This window comes from Bacillus gaemokensis, from assembly GCF_001590835.1.
GTDB lineage: Bacteria > Bacillota > Bacilli > Bacillales > Bacillaceae_G > Bacillus_A > Bacillus_A gaemokensis.
On sequence record NZ_LTAQ01000001.1, the window covers coordinates 489,288 to 506,619 of the forward strand.

General features: G+C 35.4%; 25 protein-coding genes and 4 pseudogenes. 12 read left to right on the forward strand and 17 right to left on the reverse strand.

The window, feature by feature from the left end; genetic code table 11:
- Window positions 1-4: 4 nt before the first annotated feature.
- Together aroQ and AZF08_RS02590 are read right to left on the reverse strand one after the other, a co-directional pair.
- Entirely contained in the window at window positions 5-445 is a 441-nt protein-coding gene (aroQ, locus tag AZF08_RS02585; protein ID WP_033672481.1) for a type II 3-dehydroquinate dehydratase, read from the reverse strand.
- A gap of 73 nt (window positions 446-518) precedes the next feature.
- On the reverse strand, window positions 519-983 hold the full coding sequence (locus AZF08_RS02590) for a YqhR family membrane protein (protein WP_033672482.1): 465 nt from the start codon (window positions 981-983) through the stop codon (window positions 519-521).
- 244 nt (window positions 984-1,227) lie between these two features.
- Between AZF08_RS02590 and AZF08_RS02595 the strand changes: the two genes are divergently transcribed.
- Together AZF08_RS02595 and AZF08_RS02600 are read left to right on the forward strand one after the other, a co-directional pair.
- Window positions 1,228-2,151, forward strand: a complete 924-nt coding sequence (locus AZF08_RS02595; RefSeq protein WP_033672483.1) for a DUF1385 domain-containing protein — start codon at window positions 1,228-1,230, stop codon at window positions 2,149-2,151.
- A gap of 76 nt (window positions 2,152-2,227) precedes the next feature.
- A complete protein-coding gene (locus AZF08_RS02600) occupies window positions 2,228-2,629 on the forward strand; it encodes an SA1362 family protein (protein WP_033672484.1) in 402 nt (133 codons plus the stop codon).
- A gap of 22 nt (window positions 2,630-2,651) precedes the next feature.
- Here the strand turns inward: AZF08_RS02600 and AZF08_RS02605 are convergent, their stop codons facing one another.
- From AZF08_RS02605 to AZF08_RS02615, 3 genes and pseudogenes are all read right to left on the reverse strand, one after another.
- Entirely contained in the window at window positions 2,652-3,308 is a 657-nt protein-coding gene (locus tag AZF08_RS02605) for an HAD family hydrolase (protein ID WP_033672890.1), read from the reverse strand.
- A 105-nt stretch (window positions 3,309-3,413) separates the two neighbouring features.
- Window positions 3,414-3,842 carry a transcriptional regulator MntR gene (mntR, locus tag AZF08_RS02610; RefSeq protein ID WP_033672485.1) on the reverse strand — a complete coding sequence of 143 codons (429 nt, stop codon included), beginning with the start codon at window positions 3,840-3,842 and terminating at the stop codon, window positions 3,414-3,416.
- 145 nt (window positions 3,843-3,987) lie between these two features.
- Window positions 3,988-4,265, reverse strand: a pseudogene (locus AZF08_RS02615) (spore photoproduct lyase family protein); the annotation flags it as partial.
- A gap of 180 nt (window positions 4,266-4,445) precedes the next feature.
- On the opposite strand from AZF08_RS02615, the gene AZF08_RS02620 reads away from it, so the two are divergent.
- From AZF08_RS02620 to AZF08_RS02635, 4 genes are all read left to right on the forward strand, one after another.
- On the forward strand, window positions 4,446-4,763 hold the full coding sequence (locus AZF08_RS02620) for a PadR family transcriptional regulator (RefSeq protein WP_033672486.1): 318 nt from the start codon (window positions 4,446-4,448) through the stop codon (window positions 4,761-4,763).
- Window positions 4,764-4,768: 5 nt separating this feature from the next.
- Window positions 4,769-5,440, forward strand: a complete 672-nt coding sequence (locus AZF08_RS02625) for a DUF1129 family protein (RefSeq protein WP_033672487.1) — start codon at window positions 4,769-4,771, stop codon at window positions 5,438-5,440.
- A 20-nt stretch (window positions 5,441-5,460) separates the two neighbouring features.
- A complete protein-coding gene (locus AZF08_RS02630) occupies window positions 5,461-6,132 on the forward strand; it encodes a DUF1129 family protein (RefSeq protein WP_033672488.1) in 672 nt (223 codons plus the stop codon).
- Window positions 6,133-6,332: 200 nt separating this feature from the next.
- Window positions 6,333-7,175, forward strand: a complete 843-nt coding sequence (locus tag AZF08_RS02635) for a hypothetical protein (RefSeq protein WP_033672489.1) — start codon at window positions 6,333-6,335, stop codon at window positions 7,173-7,175.
- A 31-nt stretch (window positions 7,176-7,206) separates the two neighbouring features.
- On the opposite strand, the gene AZF08_RS02640 is transcribed toward AZF08_RS02635, so the two are convergent.
- On the reverse strand, window positions 7,207-8,043 hold the full coding sequence (locus tag AZF08_RS02640; protein WP_033672490.1) for a lipoate--protein ligase family protein: 837 nt from the start codon (window positions 8,041-8,043) through the stop codon (window positions 7,207-7,209).
- 170 nt (window positions 8,044-8,213) lie between these two features.
- Between AZF08_RS02640 and AZF08_RS02645 the strand changes: the two genes are divergently transcribed.
- Window positions 8,214-8,597 carry a rhodanese-like domain-containing protein gene (locus tag AZF08_RS02645; RefSeq protein ID WP_033672491.1) on the forward strand — a complete coding sequence of 128 codons (384 nt, stop codon included), beginning with the start codon at window positions 8,214-8,216 and terminating at the stop codon, window positions 8,595-8,597.
- A gap of 29 nt (window positions 8,598-8,626) precedes the next feature.
- Here AZF08_RS02645 and AZF08_RS02650 read toward each other — a convergent pair whose 3' ends face one another.
- Entirely contained in the window at window positions 8,627-9,172 is a 546-nt protein-coding gene (locus AZF08_RS02650) for a DNA polymerase III subunit delta (RefSeq protein WP_051725627.1), read from the reverse strand.
- Window positions 9,173-9,500: 328 nt separating this feature from the next.
- Here AZF08_RS02650 and AZF08_RS02655 point away from each other — a divergent pair, with 328 nt between their 5' ends.
- The 5 genes and pseudogenes from AZF08_RS02655 to AZF08_RS02675 all read left to right on the forward strand — a co-directional run bounded on the left by AZF08_RS02655 (window position 9,501) and on the right by AZF08_RS02675 (window position 12,146).
- Window positions 9,501-10,478, forward strand: coding sequence for a LacI family DNA-binding transcriptional regulator (locus AZF08_RS02655; protein ID WP_033672493.1), 978 nt, complete (start codon window positions 9,501-9,503; stop codon window positions 10,476-10,478).
- Between the two features lie 96 nt (window positions 10,479-10,574).
- Window positions 10,575-11,156 (forward strand): TetR/AcrR family transcriptional regulator, encoded by a 582-nt coding sequence (locus AZF08_RS02660; RefSeq protein WP_033672494.1) that lies wholly within the window; start codon window positions 10,575-10,577, stop codon window positions 11,154-11,156.
- A 70-nt stretch (window positions 11,157-11,226) separates the two neighbouring features.
- Window positions 11,227-11,559, forward strand: a complete 333-nt coding sequence (locus AZF08_RS02665) for a DMT family transporter (RefSeq protein WP_033672495.1) — start codon at window positions 11,227-11,229, stop codon at window positions 11,557-11,559.
- 1 nt (window position 11,560) lies between these two features.
- A complete protein-coding gene (locus AZF08_RS02670; protein ID WP_033672496.1) occupies window positions 11,561-11,875 on the forward strand; it encodes a DMT family transporter in 315 nt (104 codons plus the stop codon).
- A 39-nt stretch (window positions 11,876-11,914) separates the two neighbouring features.
- A pseudogene (locus AZF08_RS02675) lies at window positions 11,915-12,146 on the forward strand (DUF3975 family protein).
- Window positions 12,147-12,161: 15 nt separating this feature from the next.
- On the opposite strand, the gene AZF08_RS02680 reads toward AZF08_RS02675, so the two are convergent.
- The 10 genes and pseudogenes from AZF08_RS02680 to AZF08_RS02725 all read right to left on the reverse strand — a co-directional run bounded on the left by AZF08_RS02680 (window position 12,162) and on the right by AZF08_RS02725 (window position 17,198).
- A complete protein-coding gene (locus tag AZF08_RS02680) occupies window positions 12,162-12,368 on the reverse strand; it encodes a hypothetical protein (RefSeq protein ID WP_064504747.1) in 207 nt (68 codons plus the stop codon).
- A gap of 206 nt (window positions 12,369-12,574) precedes the next feature.
- Entirely contained in the window at window positions 12,575-12,811 is a 237-nt protein-coding gene (locus AZF08_RS02685; RefSeq protein WP_033672497.1) for a hypothetical protein, read from the reverse strand.
- Between the two features lie 13 nt (window positions 12,812-12,824).
- Window positions 12,825-13,418: an ABC-2 transporter permease gene (locus tag AZF08_RS02690; protein ID WP_033672498.1), complete on the reverse strand. Its 594-nt coding sequence runs from the start codon at window positions 13,416-13,418 to the stop codon at window positions 12,825-12,827.
- 18 nt (window positions 13,419-13,436) lie between these two features.
- Window positions 13,437-14,063 carry an ABC-2 transporter permease gene (locus AZF08_RS02695; protein WP_033672499.1) on the reverse strand — a complete coding sequence of 209 codons (627 nt, stop codon included), beginning with the start codon at window positions 14,061-14,063 and terminating at the stop codon, window positions 13,437-13,439.
- A gap of 36 nt (window positions 14,064-14,099) precedes the next feature.
- Window positions 14,100-14,731 (reverse strand): annotated as a pseudogene (locus tag AZF08_RS02700) (ABC-2 transporter permease).
- Window positions 14,732-14,745: 14 nt separating this feature from the next.
- On the reverse strand, window positions 14,746-15,420 hold the full coding sequence (locus AZF08_RS02705; protein WP_033672501.1) for an ABC-2 transporter permease: 675 nt from the start codon (window positions 15,418-15,420) through the stop codon (window positions 14,746-14,748).
- Window positions 15,401-16,225 (reverse strand): ABC transporter ATP-binding protein, encoded by an 825-nt coding sequence (locus AZF08_RS02710; protein WP_153019476.1) that lies wholly within the window; start codon window positions 16,223-16,225, stop codon window positions 15,401-15,403. Before AZF08_RS02710 ends, AZF08_RS02705 begins: the two co-directional genes overlap by 20 nt.
- Before the next feature lie 21 nt (window positions 16,226-16,246).
- Window positions 16,247-16,623: pseudogene (locus AZF08_RS02715) on the reverse strand (GntR family transcriptional regulator).
- An 88-nt stretch (window positions 16,624-16,711) separates the two neighbouring features.
- Window positions 16,712-16,903 carry a hypothetical protein gene (locus tag AZF08_RS02720; protein ID WP_033672504.1) on the reverse strand — a complete coding sequence of 64 codons (192 nt, stop codon included), beginning with the start codon at window positions 16,901-16,903 and terminating at the stop codon, window positions 16,712-16,714.
- A 70-nt stretch (window positions 16,904-16,973) separates the two neighbouring features.
- Window positions 16,974-17,198 carry a DUF3929 family protein gene (locus AZF08_RS02725; RefSeq protein WP_033672505.1) on the reverse strand — a complete coding sequence of 75 codons (225 nt, stop codon included), beginning with the start codon at window positions 17,196-17,198 and terminating at the stop codon, window positions 16,974-16,976.
- Between the last annotated feature and the right edge of the window lie 134 nt (window positions 17,199-17,332).

Below are 17,332 nucleotides of genomic sequence, written 5' to 3' on the forward strand. Positions count from 1 at the left end.
CGGTTTATGCCTCCCTCAGTTTCTCCAATAATGCAAATAACGCTAACTTATAGCCATAAAAACCAAATCCAACAATTTGTCCCGCCGTGACAGCTGCCGTCACAGATTCATGACGAAACGATTCGCGTTGGTGAATGTTAGAAATATGTACTTCAATAACCGGAATCGAAATACTTGCAATTGCATCTCGAATCGCATAGCTATAATGCGTGAATGCTCCTGGATTTAGAATGATTCCTCTATATATGTCATCAGCTTCATGAATGATGTCAATAAGAGCACCTTCATGATTCGATTGAAAACATTCTAACTCCACTCCCAATTTCTCTGCTTCTTTCTTCATCTCTTCTTCTAATGATACCAACGTTCCTTTCCCATATACATTCACCTCTCGAACACCGAGACGATTTAAGTTAGGGCCGTTAACGAGGAGTACTTTTTTCATATACTTAAACTCCTTAATATAAAAATGTCTATACAACATTCTAACACAGGAGTTACTTATTTGAATAGTTTGTCTACTCTAATCCTTCTCCTTGATTCACATTGTTTGCTTCAAACGAAACAGAATATGAAATAAATACACCATATAAAATAAAAATACATATTGTTGTTACAATTGTTTCTTTCGGTAACTGAAGTGCACTTTTAATAACAGGTGCAATCGAGCCGATTCCGAAAAACAAAATCCCCCACCAAAAGAGGCCATAAAGCACTCCTGGTAATACCCCTTCAAATCTTTTGAAAATGGCTTTGTAGAGAAGGGCTACTAAAATGGAAAGGAGCCCCATACAAACAATGCCTAACACGTTTCCCCAAACCCCTTCTTTCCATGCTCCAAACTCAAACGGTAAAAGGAAATAGTTCGGTCCAGCTTCCGTAAATGAAAAAACATGAAGGAAATACCATATACTTCCCCAAAAAACACCACCAAATAAACCAATCTGTACAAACTTCTTTGTCATTGATTGTTCTTGCTTCACATCGACACCTCCGCTTACTAGTATGTCCGAAACTATTTTGATGCATGTTTAAATTATGCGAAATTTGTCTATAAAAAGAATAAGAAATGTCCTACTCTCGTAACAATTTCCCTTGTCATCAGCTTGTATTTGTCGATAAAATAAAGGAAACTAGGTGATTGTCAAATCTCACAATGACAGAACCAAGTGTGACAATTACCTCTTTTCTACATAAGAGAGAAACAAGTACAGGTTGGTGTTAAACATGGCAGAGGAGAAAAAACAAATATATGGCGGGCAAGCAGTCATAGAAGGAGTTATGTTTGGCGGTAGAGAATATACTGTTACAGCGATTCGTCGTAAAGATAAATCAATCGAATTTTATCGATTACCACGTGTTCGTAATAAAGTATCATCTGCGCTAAAAAAAGTTCCATTTTTACGAGGAATTGCCGCTATCATTGATGCAAGTGCCAATGGAGCAAAGCATTTAAACTTTGCTTCCGAACGATTTGATGTTCATCCTGAAGACGATGAACAACTGGCACAAAAAAAGGAAGAACAATCAAAATTAACGATGATACTAGGAGTAGCAGCAGTCGGAGTCTTATCATTCATATTCGGCAAAGTCATTTTCACAGCTGTTCCAGCGCTGTTAGCGGAATTGACACGACCTATTTTCCCATCTCATACTGGGCAAATTATTGTCGAAAGCATTATTAAGCTCATTCTTTTGCTTAGCTATATATACATTGTGTCACTCACACCACTGATTAAACGCGTATTTCAATATCACGGTGCAGAGCATAAAGTTATTAATGCTTATGAAAACAAACTCCCTTTGACTGTAGAGAATGTTCAAAAACAAACTCGACTCCATTATCGTTGCGGTAGTAGTTTTATTGTATTTACTGTCATTGTTGGCATGTTCGTCTACTTTCTTGTTCCAACAGATCCTCTTTGGGCCCGAGTTGTGAACCGAATTTTATTAATTCCAGTTGTTCTTGGTATTTCATTTGAAGTCTTGCAGTTTACAAATCGCTTACGAGATATTCCAATTTTACGTGTATTAGGATACCCAGGATTATGGCTTCAACTATTAACAACAAAAGAGCCAGCAAATGACCAGGTTGAAGTTGCGATTGCATCATTCGAAGAATTATTACGTTTAGAAAACAAACAACAATAATTTAAAAATGATGTTCAATTCCTTTCCTCATCGCTAATATACTAATTTTAATATATGTTTTTAGGAGGTGTTCCTTATGAACGGTCGTTCGTTTATGTTCGCTTTTTTTGTACTTATTATTGGGTTAGCAATATTTGGTCTCATTTCATCTGTAATTACAGATCCATATGGAATGTTAAAAAACATTGGCATCATGTTACTTGTTGTCGGTATCTTTTACTTGCTATATAAAATGTTTACAAACTCCAGCGGTTCAGCCAATTCGCAAAACTCCTATAAGCGTGCTGCGAAACAATCGAACCGAAAATACGGAAAACAAAATGTAGCACCCCTAAGCAATTCTTTATTAAAGCGAAATACTTCCGATGACAAAGGTAAAAAAGGAAATCCATCCTTATTAAAACGGAAGAAAAAACAATCTCACTTAACCGTGATTGAAGGTAAAAAAAATAAAAAGAAAGACCGCGCTTCCTTTTAGGAAATGCGGTCTTTCTTTTTATTTACACTCGCTCCCTCACATATTGAAGTACTTCTGTCAAACTCTTTTCTTTCATACTGCTTAAGCGAAGGTGGTAATTTTCAAATTGCAACGCCTTTGTAACCTCATTTGGAACAACGACACATATTAACCCTGCTGCAAGCGCCGCTTTTAACCCATTTAATGAATCCTCAAACACTACAGCTTCTGAAGGCTCTATACCTAATTCTTCAATGGCCACTCTATACAATGCTGGATCGGGTTTTACTTTCTCTACATCCTCTTGTGTCTTAATGACTTCAAAATATTCCCGAATTCCTAAGCCTTCTAAAAATCCAACTACCCATTTTCTTGAAGAACTAGAAGCTAAACCGATTTTCAATCCAAGGTCTCTTGCTTCTTCTATATATTCTTTCACACCATCACGCGCGACCGGTATTTTCATTTTCTCTTGATGTAAAGTCCAAACCTTTTCCTTTAGCACGTTCTTATCAAATTGCTCTTTCAATTGTTGTTCAATATATGTATAGAGTACTTCATCTGTTGTTCCAATACATTTCGCAAACTCTTCTAGAGGTAAATCTCCACCATATTCGCGAATTACTTCTTGAAAAGATTGGAACCAGATTGTTTCTGTATCGACAATTAATCCATCAAAGTCAAAAATAATTGCTTTCATTCCTATCCCGCCTTTTACGAAACGTTCTTTTATCTCTCTATACATTCTACTTAAATCAAGCCGTTTCCTTCTCTAAACAAAAAAAGGAAACTTATTTCGTTTCCTTTACTTCCCTTGCTCTTCATTTGCTTTTTGAACACCGCGAAGATTCTCAATTCGAAGTCCATCTTGCTCAAAGTATTGTACTAAGTCACCAATGCGGTCGATCGCTTCCCAACTTAAATGATGCTCAATTCCTTCTACATCATTATAAATCTTACTTTCATCCACACCGATAATACGCATAAATTGCTCTAATAATTCATGACGATATACAAGACGTTCCCCGATTTTCTTCCCTTTTGTTGTTAATACAAGCCCTCTATATTTTTCATAAATTAGATATTCATCTTTATCTAATTTTTGTACCATTTTTGTTACAGAGGATGGATGTACACTAAGCGCTTCGGCAATATCAGATACGCGGGCATATCCCTTTTCATCAATCAACAAATAAATTTGTTCAATATAATCTTCCATACTAGGGGTAGGCATCGTTTTCCTCCATCCAATTTCATTTTGTGTTTTCCGCACTAAGCAATCAATAAAATGATACACCAGAAAGAATATCGTGACAAGGGTGGAAACAAGCCTAAAAATACAAAATAAAAAAGAATCTGCAAAGTACTTACAAATTCCCCTATGTGAAATATTGAATTTCGCCACCTGGAAAATATTCTTGAATATACCCTCTTATCGTTTCCTCTAATCTCGCCTCATCATCCTTTTGATAGACATATTTCCAATTCCATATCGTCCCCATTTATATTTTCTTTTCTCTTCATCCATTTCAAGTTTTTTATTTGGATAACGTTGCTGTATCACTTTTTTTGCAGGTTTTGTCAAACGATGCTGTATCAATTCGAATGACAAATTCGGCAAAGGTAAATCTTTTAAAGCATGATACAGTCGTTCAAAATAAACGAGCTTTGGCATAAATGGCTTCATACTCATTCCCTCCCTACTTCTAGGATGAACAATAACAAAGCTGTTCAAAGTTTTCCACTTCAGTAACTTGCGTAGCAAGTTACTGAATGTTATAATTTGGATAACAACTACCTTGCACAGCAAGTTACCTAAACTGAAGGTGGTGAAATAATGCACAGTCAAATGTTAAAAGGTGTGCTCGAGGGATGCATTTTATATATTATTTCCCAAGAAGAGGTGTATGGATATGAACTAAGTACGAAATTAAATAAACATGGCTTTACATTCGTAAGTGAAGGCAGCATCTATCCCCTCTTGCTACGAATGCAAAAAGAAAAACTCATTGCTGGCACATTAAAAGCTTCAAGCCTTGGGCCAAAGCGCAAATATTATCATGTAACAGATAAAGGATTTGAACAGCTAGAAGAATTTAAAAAAAGCTGGGGAATGGTCTCGACGACAGTTAATCATTTATTACAAGGAGAGTGAGAAGCATGAAAGCTAAAGACATGATTGAATTAAACAATAAAAAACGCAAATTATTGACCGAAGAAAATGAAGCTGCTTATGGGGATATGCTAGTGTATATTCGATTAGCTAATATTCCAGAACAGCAAGTAGAAGAACTACTGCTAGAAATTTTAGATCACCTACTTGATGCACAAGAAGAAAATAAAAATGCTTATGATATTTTCGGACACAACTTACAATCTTACTGTGACGAAATTATCGCCGCTCTTCCAAAACAAAATAAATGGCAGCAAATAGCCACACCAACCTTTATGAGCAGTTATTTACTTGCTATATTTTTCGCTATCAATTCTCTTGCTGCTTTTATTTTGCCCTTCTTCTCCGACAACGAACGCTTTCAATCTGTACATGTAAATTTTATATTTGTGTTTGTAATAATTATTGCTATACATCTTGTCATTCGTTTTGTATTTGACTTTATCAAAGGAGATTTATTCAACACCCCTATGAGCAATTGGCAGTGCATAAAAACATTCATTTTTCAACAAAGCCCGTGGTTTATACTCATTGTCATTTCCCTATTTTTTATAGACCATCCGTTTTTAAATTATCAACTTTCCCCATGGATCGGTGCATTGCTTGCTATTGCTTTTTATCTTGTTTATAAAATTTTTTATAGACGAATTAATTTTTAATTGTAAAGGAAGTGAGTGAAATGAACGCAAGAGACTTAGCAAAAATGAATATACAAAAAAGCGAATCATTAACCGAAGAAAATAAAAAAGTCTATGAAGGAATGCGCATCCATTTAGGATTCGCCAATGTTCCTGAACTTCAGCTTGAAGAATTATTACTTGAAATCTTAAATCATATGTTAGACGGTCAAAAAGATGAGAAAAATGCTCACGAAATTTTCGGTCCAGATTTAGAAGCGTACTGTAATGAATTAATAGCTTCTTTACCGAAAAGAAATCATTGGCAAACTATTACAAACTTCATTTTTATGACCAGTATTATGTTTGGGATTTATTTTGCTTTTACAACGGGAACAGCATTCATTGGATCTTTTTTCATCGAAGATACACGAGTAAGTATAATTCATATCAATTTAATTTATATAGCCGCCGCACTTTGGCTTGCCATTTTCATGTTAAAAATAGTCATACGCATTTCTAAACGCGAGGCATTTACAGAAAAACAAACCAAGTATAGAATGAAAATTTTTATATTTTATCAAATTCTATCTTTTGTGATTTTTTTAGCTCTTGCCTTTCTCATTTTAGATAAGTTTTTATTCTCCTTCCAACTCCAAATTTGGCAAGGGGCAATATTAGCACTCATTTTTTATGCTTTATATAAAATTTTGTATCAAAAGGTAAACTTCTAACAGCCTCCAAAAAGGCTGTTTTTCTTCTGTATAATTTTACAAATTGAAAAATTTCATAAAGAAAAAAAGAAAAATGCAAAATAATTAAAGTTAATTGTTGACGTGATGCTTTTATTATCGGTATCATATTTCTTCGTGAGCAATTATTTTTCGTTATACGATTTTTTTATTATTACTGAATTTTTGAGAGGGGAAATTTGATGTCACTTAAGAAGAAAACGCAAGTACGCACCGGCAAAATGGTACGTGAACTAATGTTAGCAGATGAAGATGTAAATGCTTCGCTAATTATGGTATATAGTGAAAACGGTGTAAATGCAGAAATTAAAATCGAGGGCTTAACGCCAAAATGTAACGAAGAATTATTTTTGAGCGGGAACGTAGATTGGAACAAAAGTGTGATTTATAAAATTGTCGATTTCACTGGAAACGCTGAAGTTGGTAAAGTTACATTAACTGCAATGAACAAAAACAATGTTTCCCTAGAAATTGAACGCGTTATGTGGAGTAAAGAAAATAAAGAGGCTGTTGAGCAAGAAGTAGCTCCTGTAGAAACTACTCCGAAGAAAGAAGTAGTCGTAGAAGCACCTAGGGTAGTCACAGCTGCTCCAAAACCTGTTACACGTGTTGAAGAGCCTGTTGTAACTCCTAAGCCTACTCCGGCACCAGCGCCAAAGCCAGTGCGTTCAGAAACGGTTGTAGCAGCATCTACTCCAGCGCCTGTAAAAAAAGAAATAGCTACTCCAGTTGCAAAGCAAGAAACGGTTACGGCTATGCCTACAAAACCGAAACAAACAGCTCCAACTGAAACAAATTCAAAACTACAAGAAAATTATGTGAAGCTTGTGAAAAAGACAATAGAAGTATGTCAGGATTACGAGCTTGGCATCGACATAGATGATTCTATTGAGAATTTAAAAGAAGAATTACAAAACCAAGGTATTAGCGTTACTTTTGATAAAGAAATTATGGATGTTGTAAATCGTCTTCGTTCTTTACAAGACAAGGGAATCAAAGTAGAAAAAGTACTTAATTTATTATAAAGAAAATAAGGAGGTGGCAAATGCCACCTCCTTATTTTTTATAATTCCATTCATTACTTTCATACTTTTCTTTTGCTAATGTTTGTACTTCCTGAAGCTGTTCTTCCGTTAATTCATATGGAACAAGCTCAACATCTAAACCTTTTTCAAATCCAGCATGGAACGCTTCAATCAACTGTTCAATTGTAAACGTGCGATCTGTTAATGCATTGATTGCAACTGCTTTAGAAGAAAACATGCTCTTCATACGCTCTTTCACTCGCTCATTTGGGAATAAGAATAAATCATACAGCTCATCTAAATCAATTTCTAGTGGAATCGAACCATGCTGCAGGATAACTCCTTTTTGACGCGTTTGCGCACTTCCAGCAATTTTTCGTCCTTCAACAACAATTTCATACCAAGACGGTGCATCAAAGCATACACCTGAACGTGGATTTTTCAAATTTTCACGATCTGCCTCTGTTTTCGGAACCGCATAATATGCTTCTAATCCTAACGCCTTAAAGCCTTCCAATAACCCTTGTGATATAATCCGGTAAGCTTCAGTCACTGTTTTTGGCATATTTGGATGATCCTCAGACACGATAACGCTATATGTCAATTCCCTATCATGTAATACACCCCTACCGCCTGTTTGACGACGGACAAAGCCATATTTTTTTTGATTCACTACGTCCATATTAATATCTTTTTCTACACGCTGGAAATATCCCACTGTTAATGTTGGCACTTCCCATTCATAAAAACGAATTGTTGGTGGCATTTTCTTTTCACTTTGCCAATTTAACAAGCATTCATCTAACGCCATATTAAATGCCGGTGAACATTGACCAGAGTTAATATAACACCATTTTTCTTTTCCCATCCTGCACCTCATATAACCAATTATTTTTCACAGTCTCTAGTCTATCAAATTCGACAAAATTTGTGAAAGAATACGAAATTTCTTCTTATCACCGCATGAATCTGTTGCATAAATACATATGGGCATTATAATATTGAAAGTAGGATAAGAAAAAAGGGAGCGATAGAATCGTGTCAACAAATTTGATTATTATACTAGCCGTAATCGTAGCATTCATCGGCTACTCTGCATGGATGTTTTTCTATCAGAAGAGATTAATTAAAACACTTTCAGAAGAAGAATTTCGCGCTGGTTACCGTAAAGCACAACTTATCGATATTCGTGAAGCTGATGAATTTAACGCGGGGCATATTTTAGGTGCTCGTAACATTCCATTATCACAAATCCGTCTTCGTTACAAAGAGCTTCGCCTGGACCAACCGGTTTATTTATATTGTCAAAGTGGCTTCCGTACAGGTCGTGCAGCTCAATATTTAAAAAAACAAGGTTACAAAGATTTCTACCAACTACAAGGTGGCTTTAAATCTTGGACAGGTAAAATTAAAAAGAAATAACATGCTAAAGAACTAGCTTGATTTTCCAGCTAGTTCTTTTCTTCCATATTGTTAGCAATATATAATAAATTTTGTTTTACTACTTCTTCATCTCGTGATTCCACATTACGATACAACAACTGGTACTCTAGCCCTTTCTCTTTCCAAATGAGCGTTGCAAATTCTTCCCCACGCTCCCACTCGTCCCTATTTTTGAAATAAGCGGCTGCACCATTATTCAATTTCCGTTGTTCCTGAAATCGATTTTGTTCCACAATGCTCGGAAAGCTGTAGGAAAAATTAGCTACCGTTAGTTCTACATAATCTTTCCGCCCTTTTTCCTGTTGCTTATATTTAATCGTTAAGACAGCTTTCTGTTTACCAATCGCTCTCGCGTCTGCTTTCACATCACGCACACTTTCGTACGGTAAAAATGTTGGAGATTTAAATGGAGCGGGAAAATATTTATTTGCATCCTTTAGCGAAATAGAATCAGATACTCGATCCACAGTTGCATCTGCATTTCCCACAAATTGTTTTTCTTCTTTTATCGTCTGCTGGAAAGAACATGCGCTAAGTAAAACACTAGAAAACACGAAACAAACGATCCTTTTTTTCAATTTGTTTCCGCCCCTTCATGCCGCTCTCTTAACGAACAAAGCGTTTATATGTTGTTCATATTCGCTTCGCCTGTTCACTCTCCCTTTGAAGACTTTCCACGTTATTCTCACACATTTTGACATAGCGCATCTTTTTAGACAAAAAAAGACTTCTGCTACTCTTACGCCCAAGTGAAAAGGTTACGCGAATAACAGAACGCCTTATTTATACCATAGATTGTGAAAAGCTTTTCAGGTCAAGCCTTTTTCAGTATTTTTCCATTCTTGCCAATTTGCCTTTATAATGTATTAAGAGGTGATACATATGGCGAATATAAAACAAATTGCGCAAGCAGCTGGTGTATCCATAACGACGGTTTCGCGCGTGCTAAATGACCATCCTTATGTAAGTGATGAAAAACGAAAACGCGTTTTAGATGCTATTGCAGAATTAAATTATGCCAAAAATATAAATGCGGTTCATTTAATCAAAGGAAAGACATTCACAATTGGTGTCATGCTTCCTTTTATCAACTTACCCTACTTTAGTACGATTATTGAAGGGATTGGGAATGAAGCATTAGCTGCTGGCTATCACATTAATCTCTGTCAAACAAATTACGATAGCAAAGAGGAAATTCGCGTTTTAGAAATGATGAAGATGAAGCAATTTGATGGCATGATTATTTGCTCCCGTACGAGCTCCTGGGAAGCTATTGAATCCTACGCTAAATTTGCCCCTATTATTTCTTGCGAAAAAATGAAGCACCCATTTATCTCATCTGTTTATGTTGATCACTACGAAGGATTTCGCATCGGTACAGAATATTTACTGCGTAAAGGCCATGAGCGTATTGGTGTTTGTTTAGCAAGACAAACAAGCGTGAATACAAAGCAACGCGAAAAAGCATTTGCTGACACTCTTCATACCGCTAAAAAACAAATACAGCCAGAGTGGATGTTTTATCAATGCTACAATATGCAAGATGGTGCAAAAGTTTTGCACAGCATTCTAAAAATGACAGAGCGTCCAACTGCTATATTTGCTGCTAATGATCAAGTGGCTGCTGGCTTACTAACTGAAGCAAGAAAACAAGGACTACGTGTGCCAGAAGATTTAGCCATTCTCGGTTTTGATAATCATGAAATTTCAGGAGCATTAGAGATTACAACAATTGAACATCCAGGCTTAACAATGGGAGCAGGTGCCTTTTCTTTATTTTATAAACAAATACAGAACGAACAAATTATAGGCCACTCAGAAGAACTCCCTTTCCATTTAATTGAAAGACAAACTGTTTAAAGAGTACCAAATGAGGTACTCCTTTTTAGTTCATCTAACTTATTGACTTTATTTTTACTATCTTTTATAATAAACCTAACAAACGGTAGGTAGGGGATGGAGATGACAGCAAACCGCATTAAAGCTGTAGCACTTTCTCATTTCGCACGCTACGGCTATGAAGGGACTTCATTAGCAAATATTGCTCAAGAGGTCGGGATTAAAAAACCATCGATTTACGCACACTTTAAAGGAAAAGAAGAATTATATTTCATCTGCTTAGAAGCAGCCCTGCAAAAAGATTTACAGTGCTTTACAGATGATATAGAACTCTTTTCAGAATCATCTACTGAAGTCTTACTCGTAAATTTATTAAAAGGTTACGCAAAACGATTTGGCGAAAGTGAAGAATCAATGTTTTGGTTACGCACTTCTTATTTTCCACCTGATGCATTTCGCGAACAAATTATCGAAAAAGCAAATGCTCACATTGAAAATATTGGAAAACTTTTATTTCCTGTATTTAAACGAGCAAATGAACAAGGTGAACTGCATAACATTGAAATAACAGACGCTTTAGAGGCTTATCTATGCTTACTGGATGGCCTTATGGTTGAACTATTATACGCAGGTTTAAATCGCTTTGAGACCCGCTTAAACGCCTCTTGGAAAGTATTTTGGCGCGGCCTTTCAAACTGACGGATTGCAAATAGCAATGCGTCGTTTTTCAACCCTTTACCTAACGACTGGTAGGAAGGAGAGACAATATATGGCATGGTTTTATGTAATTTTAGCTGGTATGATTGAAATTTTTTGGGTGATCGGACTAAAGCACGCATCAACACCTCTTGAATGGATTGGTGTTGCCCTTATAATCGCAATTAGTTTCGCCCTCTTGTTTAAAGCTTATAAAGACTTACCCGTTGGAACTGTATACGCTGTTTTTACGGGAATCGGAGCTGGTGGAATCGTTCTTACAGAAATCTTCATTTTCGGGGAGCCTTTTTCCATTACAAAAATCTTATTTATCGGTTTAATCTTCTTTGGCGTTATTGGATTGAAACGAGTAACGGGTGAGCAAGAAGAGAAGGAGGCCGCATAAAATGGCATGGGTATTTTTAATTATTGCTGGTATTTGTGAAATCGTTGGTGTACTGTTTATGAAGATAGCTAACGAAAAGAAAGGCTGGGCACCAAAACTTATTTTAATCGCCAACTTTGGCGTAAGCTTCTTTTTCTTATCACTTGCAATGGACTCATTACCGATGGGAACAGCTTACGCAATTTGGACCGGAATCGGAACTGCGGGAAGTGCCCTTCTAGGTATTCTTATATTCCGTGAATCAGCTGATTGGCGTCGCCTTGCCTTCTTAAGCTGCATTCTATGCGGTGCAGTTGGCTTAAAATTATTAAGCTAATATGAGGTGAGTGTCATGTGGAAATAAAAGGGGAAATAAATTATAACAGGAATTACAATTGGAATCGTTATTCTGTTACAAATAACATTCCATATAATTGAATGGCTTTTTCATAAAGTAGTTTCTGTTCTTACTTTCCTTCCAAGTATGGCACTTGAAGTTGCATCCATCGCCTGGTCGATCATTGCCTCCATTACAATTATTATTATTTGGAGTACCGCTAAGTTTTGGAATAAATTACCAAAAAGACAGTTCTTCCGAAAAGGAGTAACTGTCTTTTTCATGTTTAATGATTAGCATTTTTTGATTCTCTAAAGAAATTGGACGCGATAAGACATATGGTTCCAAGGATAAGAACTCCCCCACCTACGCTCTTATTCACGTTCTCGAATACAACTATATCTGAAATAATATTAAGCATAATAAGTCCCCAGACAAATAAGACCACTCCAAACCCCCGTAGTATTCTTCCTTTTACTGTTTGCTTCCTCACTATGCACCTCTCCTTTAAAATTTTTAAACTCCAACTATATCCTCTCTCCATTTGGACATACTACAAAAAAAGGAGCTGATTATATGCAAAATTCCATACATAAACATATCCTATTGTTGTTCTTCTTATTTCTTTTCTTTGTTATATGTTTCAGCCTTATATTACATATACCAAAAGATATGCCAAGCACCGTTTCAGTTTATAAGTTACTCTTCTCTTATTTCTCTTATTGAAGAAAGGTGTCTTGTGATGAGACACCTTTTATACTGTGCGTTTGTCTTTTTTCTAATGATATTTCCTGTTGTTACGAAAACTGTTCCGAATAACAGACAGATTGGAACTGAAATAGATGAAAGAATGACATGTAATGTTGTTCCTATTCCGATTCCAATAATGAGGAGAAATCCAACAATTATAAAAAGGCTACCGATAATTTTCACCATTATCCCTTCCTCTCTATATTTCTCGTCGCTCATATAATTTCGTACAAACTAACATTGATAAAACCAACATACAAGTTGCACCCATGTATAAGAAACCACTATGTAAGTTCACCTTCTCTATATTTATTTTAAAGAAAAACTCCAGAATAAATATCGGTGCTATTAAAATAAAAAAGGCAATAATAAACGTTTTCTGATAACCGAGCATAAAGTATACCGGCAGGACTAAGCTTAAAAAAATTAAAATAAGACTAATACTAGGAAAAACTGTTGTTTTTATAAACTCTGCATTCTCTGCTTTCAACTGTATACCCACTGTAAAGTAAGCAATTATGACACTTATTATGAGAATTACAAGTGCGAATATATACTTTGCCAATACAATTTGTTTTCTAGATACCGGTAGACTATTAAATATCTTTTCACTTTTATTTTTTTCATCACTATAAAAAGTTCTCACCATCACCATAATTGGAATAATAACTGTCATAAATGCGAATACACTGTGACTATCTTTAGTTGCTGAATATAATAAAAAGGGGTACAAAAAATACCAAACTAAAATTTTCCATTGTACGATAAAATCTTTTATGATAAGTTGCTTCATCCAAATCCCCTCCTTCTTTTATAAATCACGCTCTTTATATAAACTAACCGATAAAACCATAGATGCAACATAAATAAGAAAAATTCCAGTTAAAAGGATTGCATTTACGAATAGACTAGAACTCCACTGATTTTCTACATTCATCCATAAATTTTTCACTATCATTCCACTCGAAAAAGCAAATATTGTTCCTACAAAAAGAGCAATATATTTTGAACTAATATGTCCCATTCCAAATCCGATAGGCAAGGCAATACTTACATAAAGAATCGCCCCGACAATTCCTCCAAGCATTGCTCCCCACATCATCATTCCATTCATATCCAATGTTCCAAGTTGATGCTGAATCAATCCGATAAGAAATGATAGAATAATGCCTATCACAATCAATATACTCGCTAATATGTACTTTGCTATAACAATCTCTTCACGCTGAAATGGCAAGCTATTTAATATGATTTCACTCTCATTTTTCACTTCATGACCTACGGATACTATTGTTCCAATGAATGGTATGGTCATGCAACATATCGTTAAAAGGGCATCATTATTAAAATTGATTAATAACAGGAAGAACGCATACGCAAGATAGAGAACAACAAGTTTCCTTTGCAATAGTAAATCTTTTAAGACTAGTTGTTGCATTCTTTTTCACACCTCCTGGCGTACAAGCAAACTTGCTTATAACTCTTTCTCTTGAAAAACTTTGATTGAAAAAAACACAGACATTATATATACGACCAACACCCCGATACCAATTGTGCCCATAACTACTATAAGATCCTCAGAATGAAAAACTTTTAGCATAATTGCTTTATTGCCGAGAACATTACAAACAAAATCAAGAATTCCTACAAGCGGAAATATTAAGATAACATTTAATAAACTAACAGCCTCATAACCACCCATATATTTGATAGGTAGTGCGACTAAGCTATAAATAAACGCCGCCACCCCCGCTGAAAATATAGCATATTCTGGAATGTTTACAGGTTGATTCAAAAGACTATTTACTAGTATCGCTACCACATATGTTATAATCATCCCTAGTATAATAAAGAGTACGCTTGATATGTATTTTGCTATAACGATGTCCTTCCGCGTAACTGGTAAACTCGCTAGCACCTTTTCTACTTTGCTTTTATCTTCAAAATATAAAGAAATAAATAAAATCATACTGCATGTAAAAAAACAACCTATTGCGATTCCAAATGGTTCATTAGAATTTCTCAAAAAGGAGAAAATAGGAATCAGACAATATACGAGCCATAGCTTCTTCTGTAAAAAAATTCTTTCCAAATCAACTGTTTCATACATATCCCCCTTTTTATATATCACGTTTTTTATAGAGCTTAATGGTAATAAACATAGAAATTATATATATACTCGCTAATACAATTCCGCCTGCTATAACAATACCGATATGTGACAAATTCAGAATCCAATCACCAAATGGCTCTTTTACACTAGCTGAGTCATCACCTATCCAAAAACTAATACACACTGGAATTGCTGCTGCTAATGCAGATATTACACCTGCTATTCCTTTGCGCTTCGCCTTCCTACTATACTCAATAGGTAGAAAAATCGCGAAATATAGAAAAGCTACTACAATGCTTCTAATAACCACATACCATGGAACTTCAATACTTAAATTCGGATGATAAACACCAATGTCACCAATTGAAGCAATTCCTCTCCCACTCAAGACGACTGCTGTTGTCATCATCATTCCCACTACAATAAATATTGCACAGGAAATATATTTAGCTATGATAATATCCTTTCGTTCTAACGGTAAACTATTTAAAATCATTTCACTTTTGTTTTTTTGATCCATAAATTTGACTGTTCCAAACGAAAACATTGCTATAAATCCACAACTCATAATAAATGCGACTTCTCCTTCCGAATCAAAAGAAAAGAGTATAATAGGTAAAACAAAATAACCTATACAAATTTTATAAAAAAAGAGCAAATCCTTATATACGAGCTGACGCATAAGCACCTCTCCCCTTCGCCGTATACACAACAATGTCATCTAAAGTCGGTTTTTCTAGCACAACTTCGTTCCCAAACCAATCTTCAATCGCTTGTTTATCCTTCGCCAATCCTTCAAAGCCAAATTTATTTTTACGTAACCCGATAAAGAGTTCTTTTCCTTCAGGATCTAATAAGTCATTACTGCCTTTTACGATTACATGAGTATCTAATATTCCGTCTTTTTCTCCCGTAAAGACGATTTCTCCTTCGTTAATAAACGTAATGTAATCGGCAATGCGCTCTAAGTCTGTTGTAATGTGCGTCGAGAATAATACAGATACTTCTTCTTCCATTACAATTTCTTGCAGTATATCAAGCAATTCACTACGGACAACTGGATCTAAACCTGATGTTGGTTCATCCATAATGATGAGTTCTGCATGATGAGAGAGCGCCATTGTAATCGCAAATTTCATTTTCATCCCTTTTGATAACTGCTTAATCTTTTTGTCTGTCGGCACTTGCAATCGCCCCATATACGATTGGTACTGTACTTCATCCCACTTTTTATATAACGGTGCAATAATTCGCTTCATTTGTTCACATGTTAACTCTTCATAATAGTGATTTTCATCGTATACAAAACCGATCTTTTGCTTAATTTCTTTTTCAGCCTTTTTATTGTCCTTACCGAAAATCGTAATATCCCCACTGTTTTTTCTTACTAAGTTCATAATCATTTTAATGGTTGTACTTTTTCCGGCACCGTTTGGTCCAACGAACCCCATAATATATCCACGAGGCAATGTAAAAACTATAAAGATTTTTTAACTCTAGCATGGTGCTTATTCCCCCTTATATAGAAACGTAATCATTTGTTGCAACTCTTCAAGTGAAAGTTGCAACAACTTACTTTCATTTACCAATTCCTCCGCTTTACTTTCTAACAAACGCAATCGTTGTTCTCGTATGAGCTCGTTATTTTGCACGGAGACATACGTTCCTTTCCCGGCAACCGTTTCAATATACCCTTCTTTTTCTAGTTCTTCATACGCGCGCTTTGTCGTAATAACACTAATCTGTAGTTCTTTCGCTAAGCTACGAATAGACGGCAATTGATCCCCACCTTTTAGACCACCATTTAGAATAAGCTGCCGCAGAGCTGCTTACTAATTTGTTCATAAATAGGATCCGGTGAAGAGTTTGAAATAATAATATTCATGTTTCCCTCCACTGTGTATATACACATCATCCTATTTTTGGCAAGAAAAAAAGACCAACATTTTCCACGTTGGTCTTTTGTATATGTATCACTTCTCAAAGCGTTCTAACATTTCATCTCTCATCCCGAAGCTAACAACCGCAATTCCTACATACATGAAAATAAGAAATGCCGGATGCACCGTATTGTACCAGCTACTATCAACAATTAAGTATACCGTTAACGCTACAACAAGTACAAATGCCAAAATGAACATATAAAAGTGTCTTGTACTACCCATAATAAACTCCTCTCTCCTCACTTAACCATTCAACAGTATATTTTATCGAATAATTCGATACGACTCAAGGTTAACTTTCTTTTATGTAATCAAGTTCCACCTTTATAATATCTTCACAAGCTATTGAAATAATCGTTCCTTTTTGATCAATCGCTGTCACTTGGCGGTTATCCATCACACGATGTGCTACACGTTCTAACATTTTTCCATGATCTCGATAACAAAATTCCTTTATATCTTTAATGGTTTTACCATTTTCTAAATGGTACACCATCCTATAACACTTATAGCTCATTCTCCCACCCCACCTTGTTCGTGATTTCACATATACGTAAAAATGAGTTATTTTCCTCTCATTCCATTCTCTTAATTTCAATAAAATTCTAACAAAAATACACAATTTTATCAAACTGACTTTTTCAACAAAAA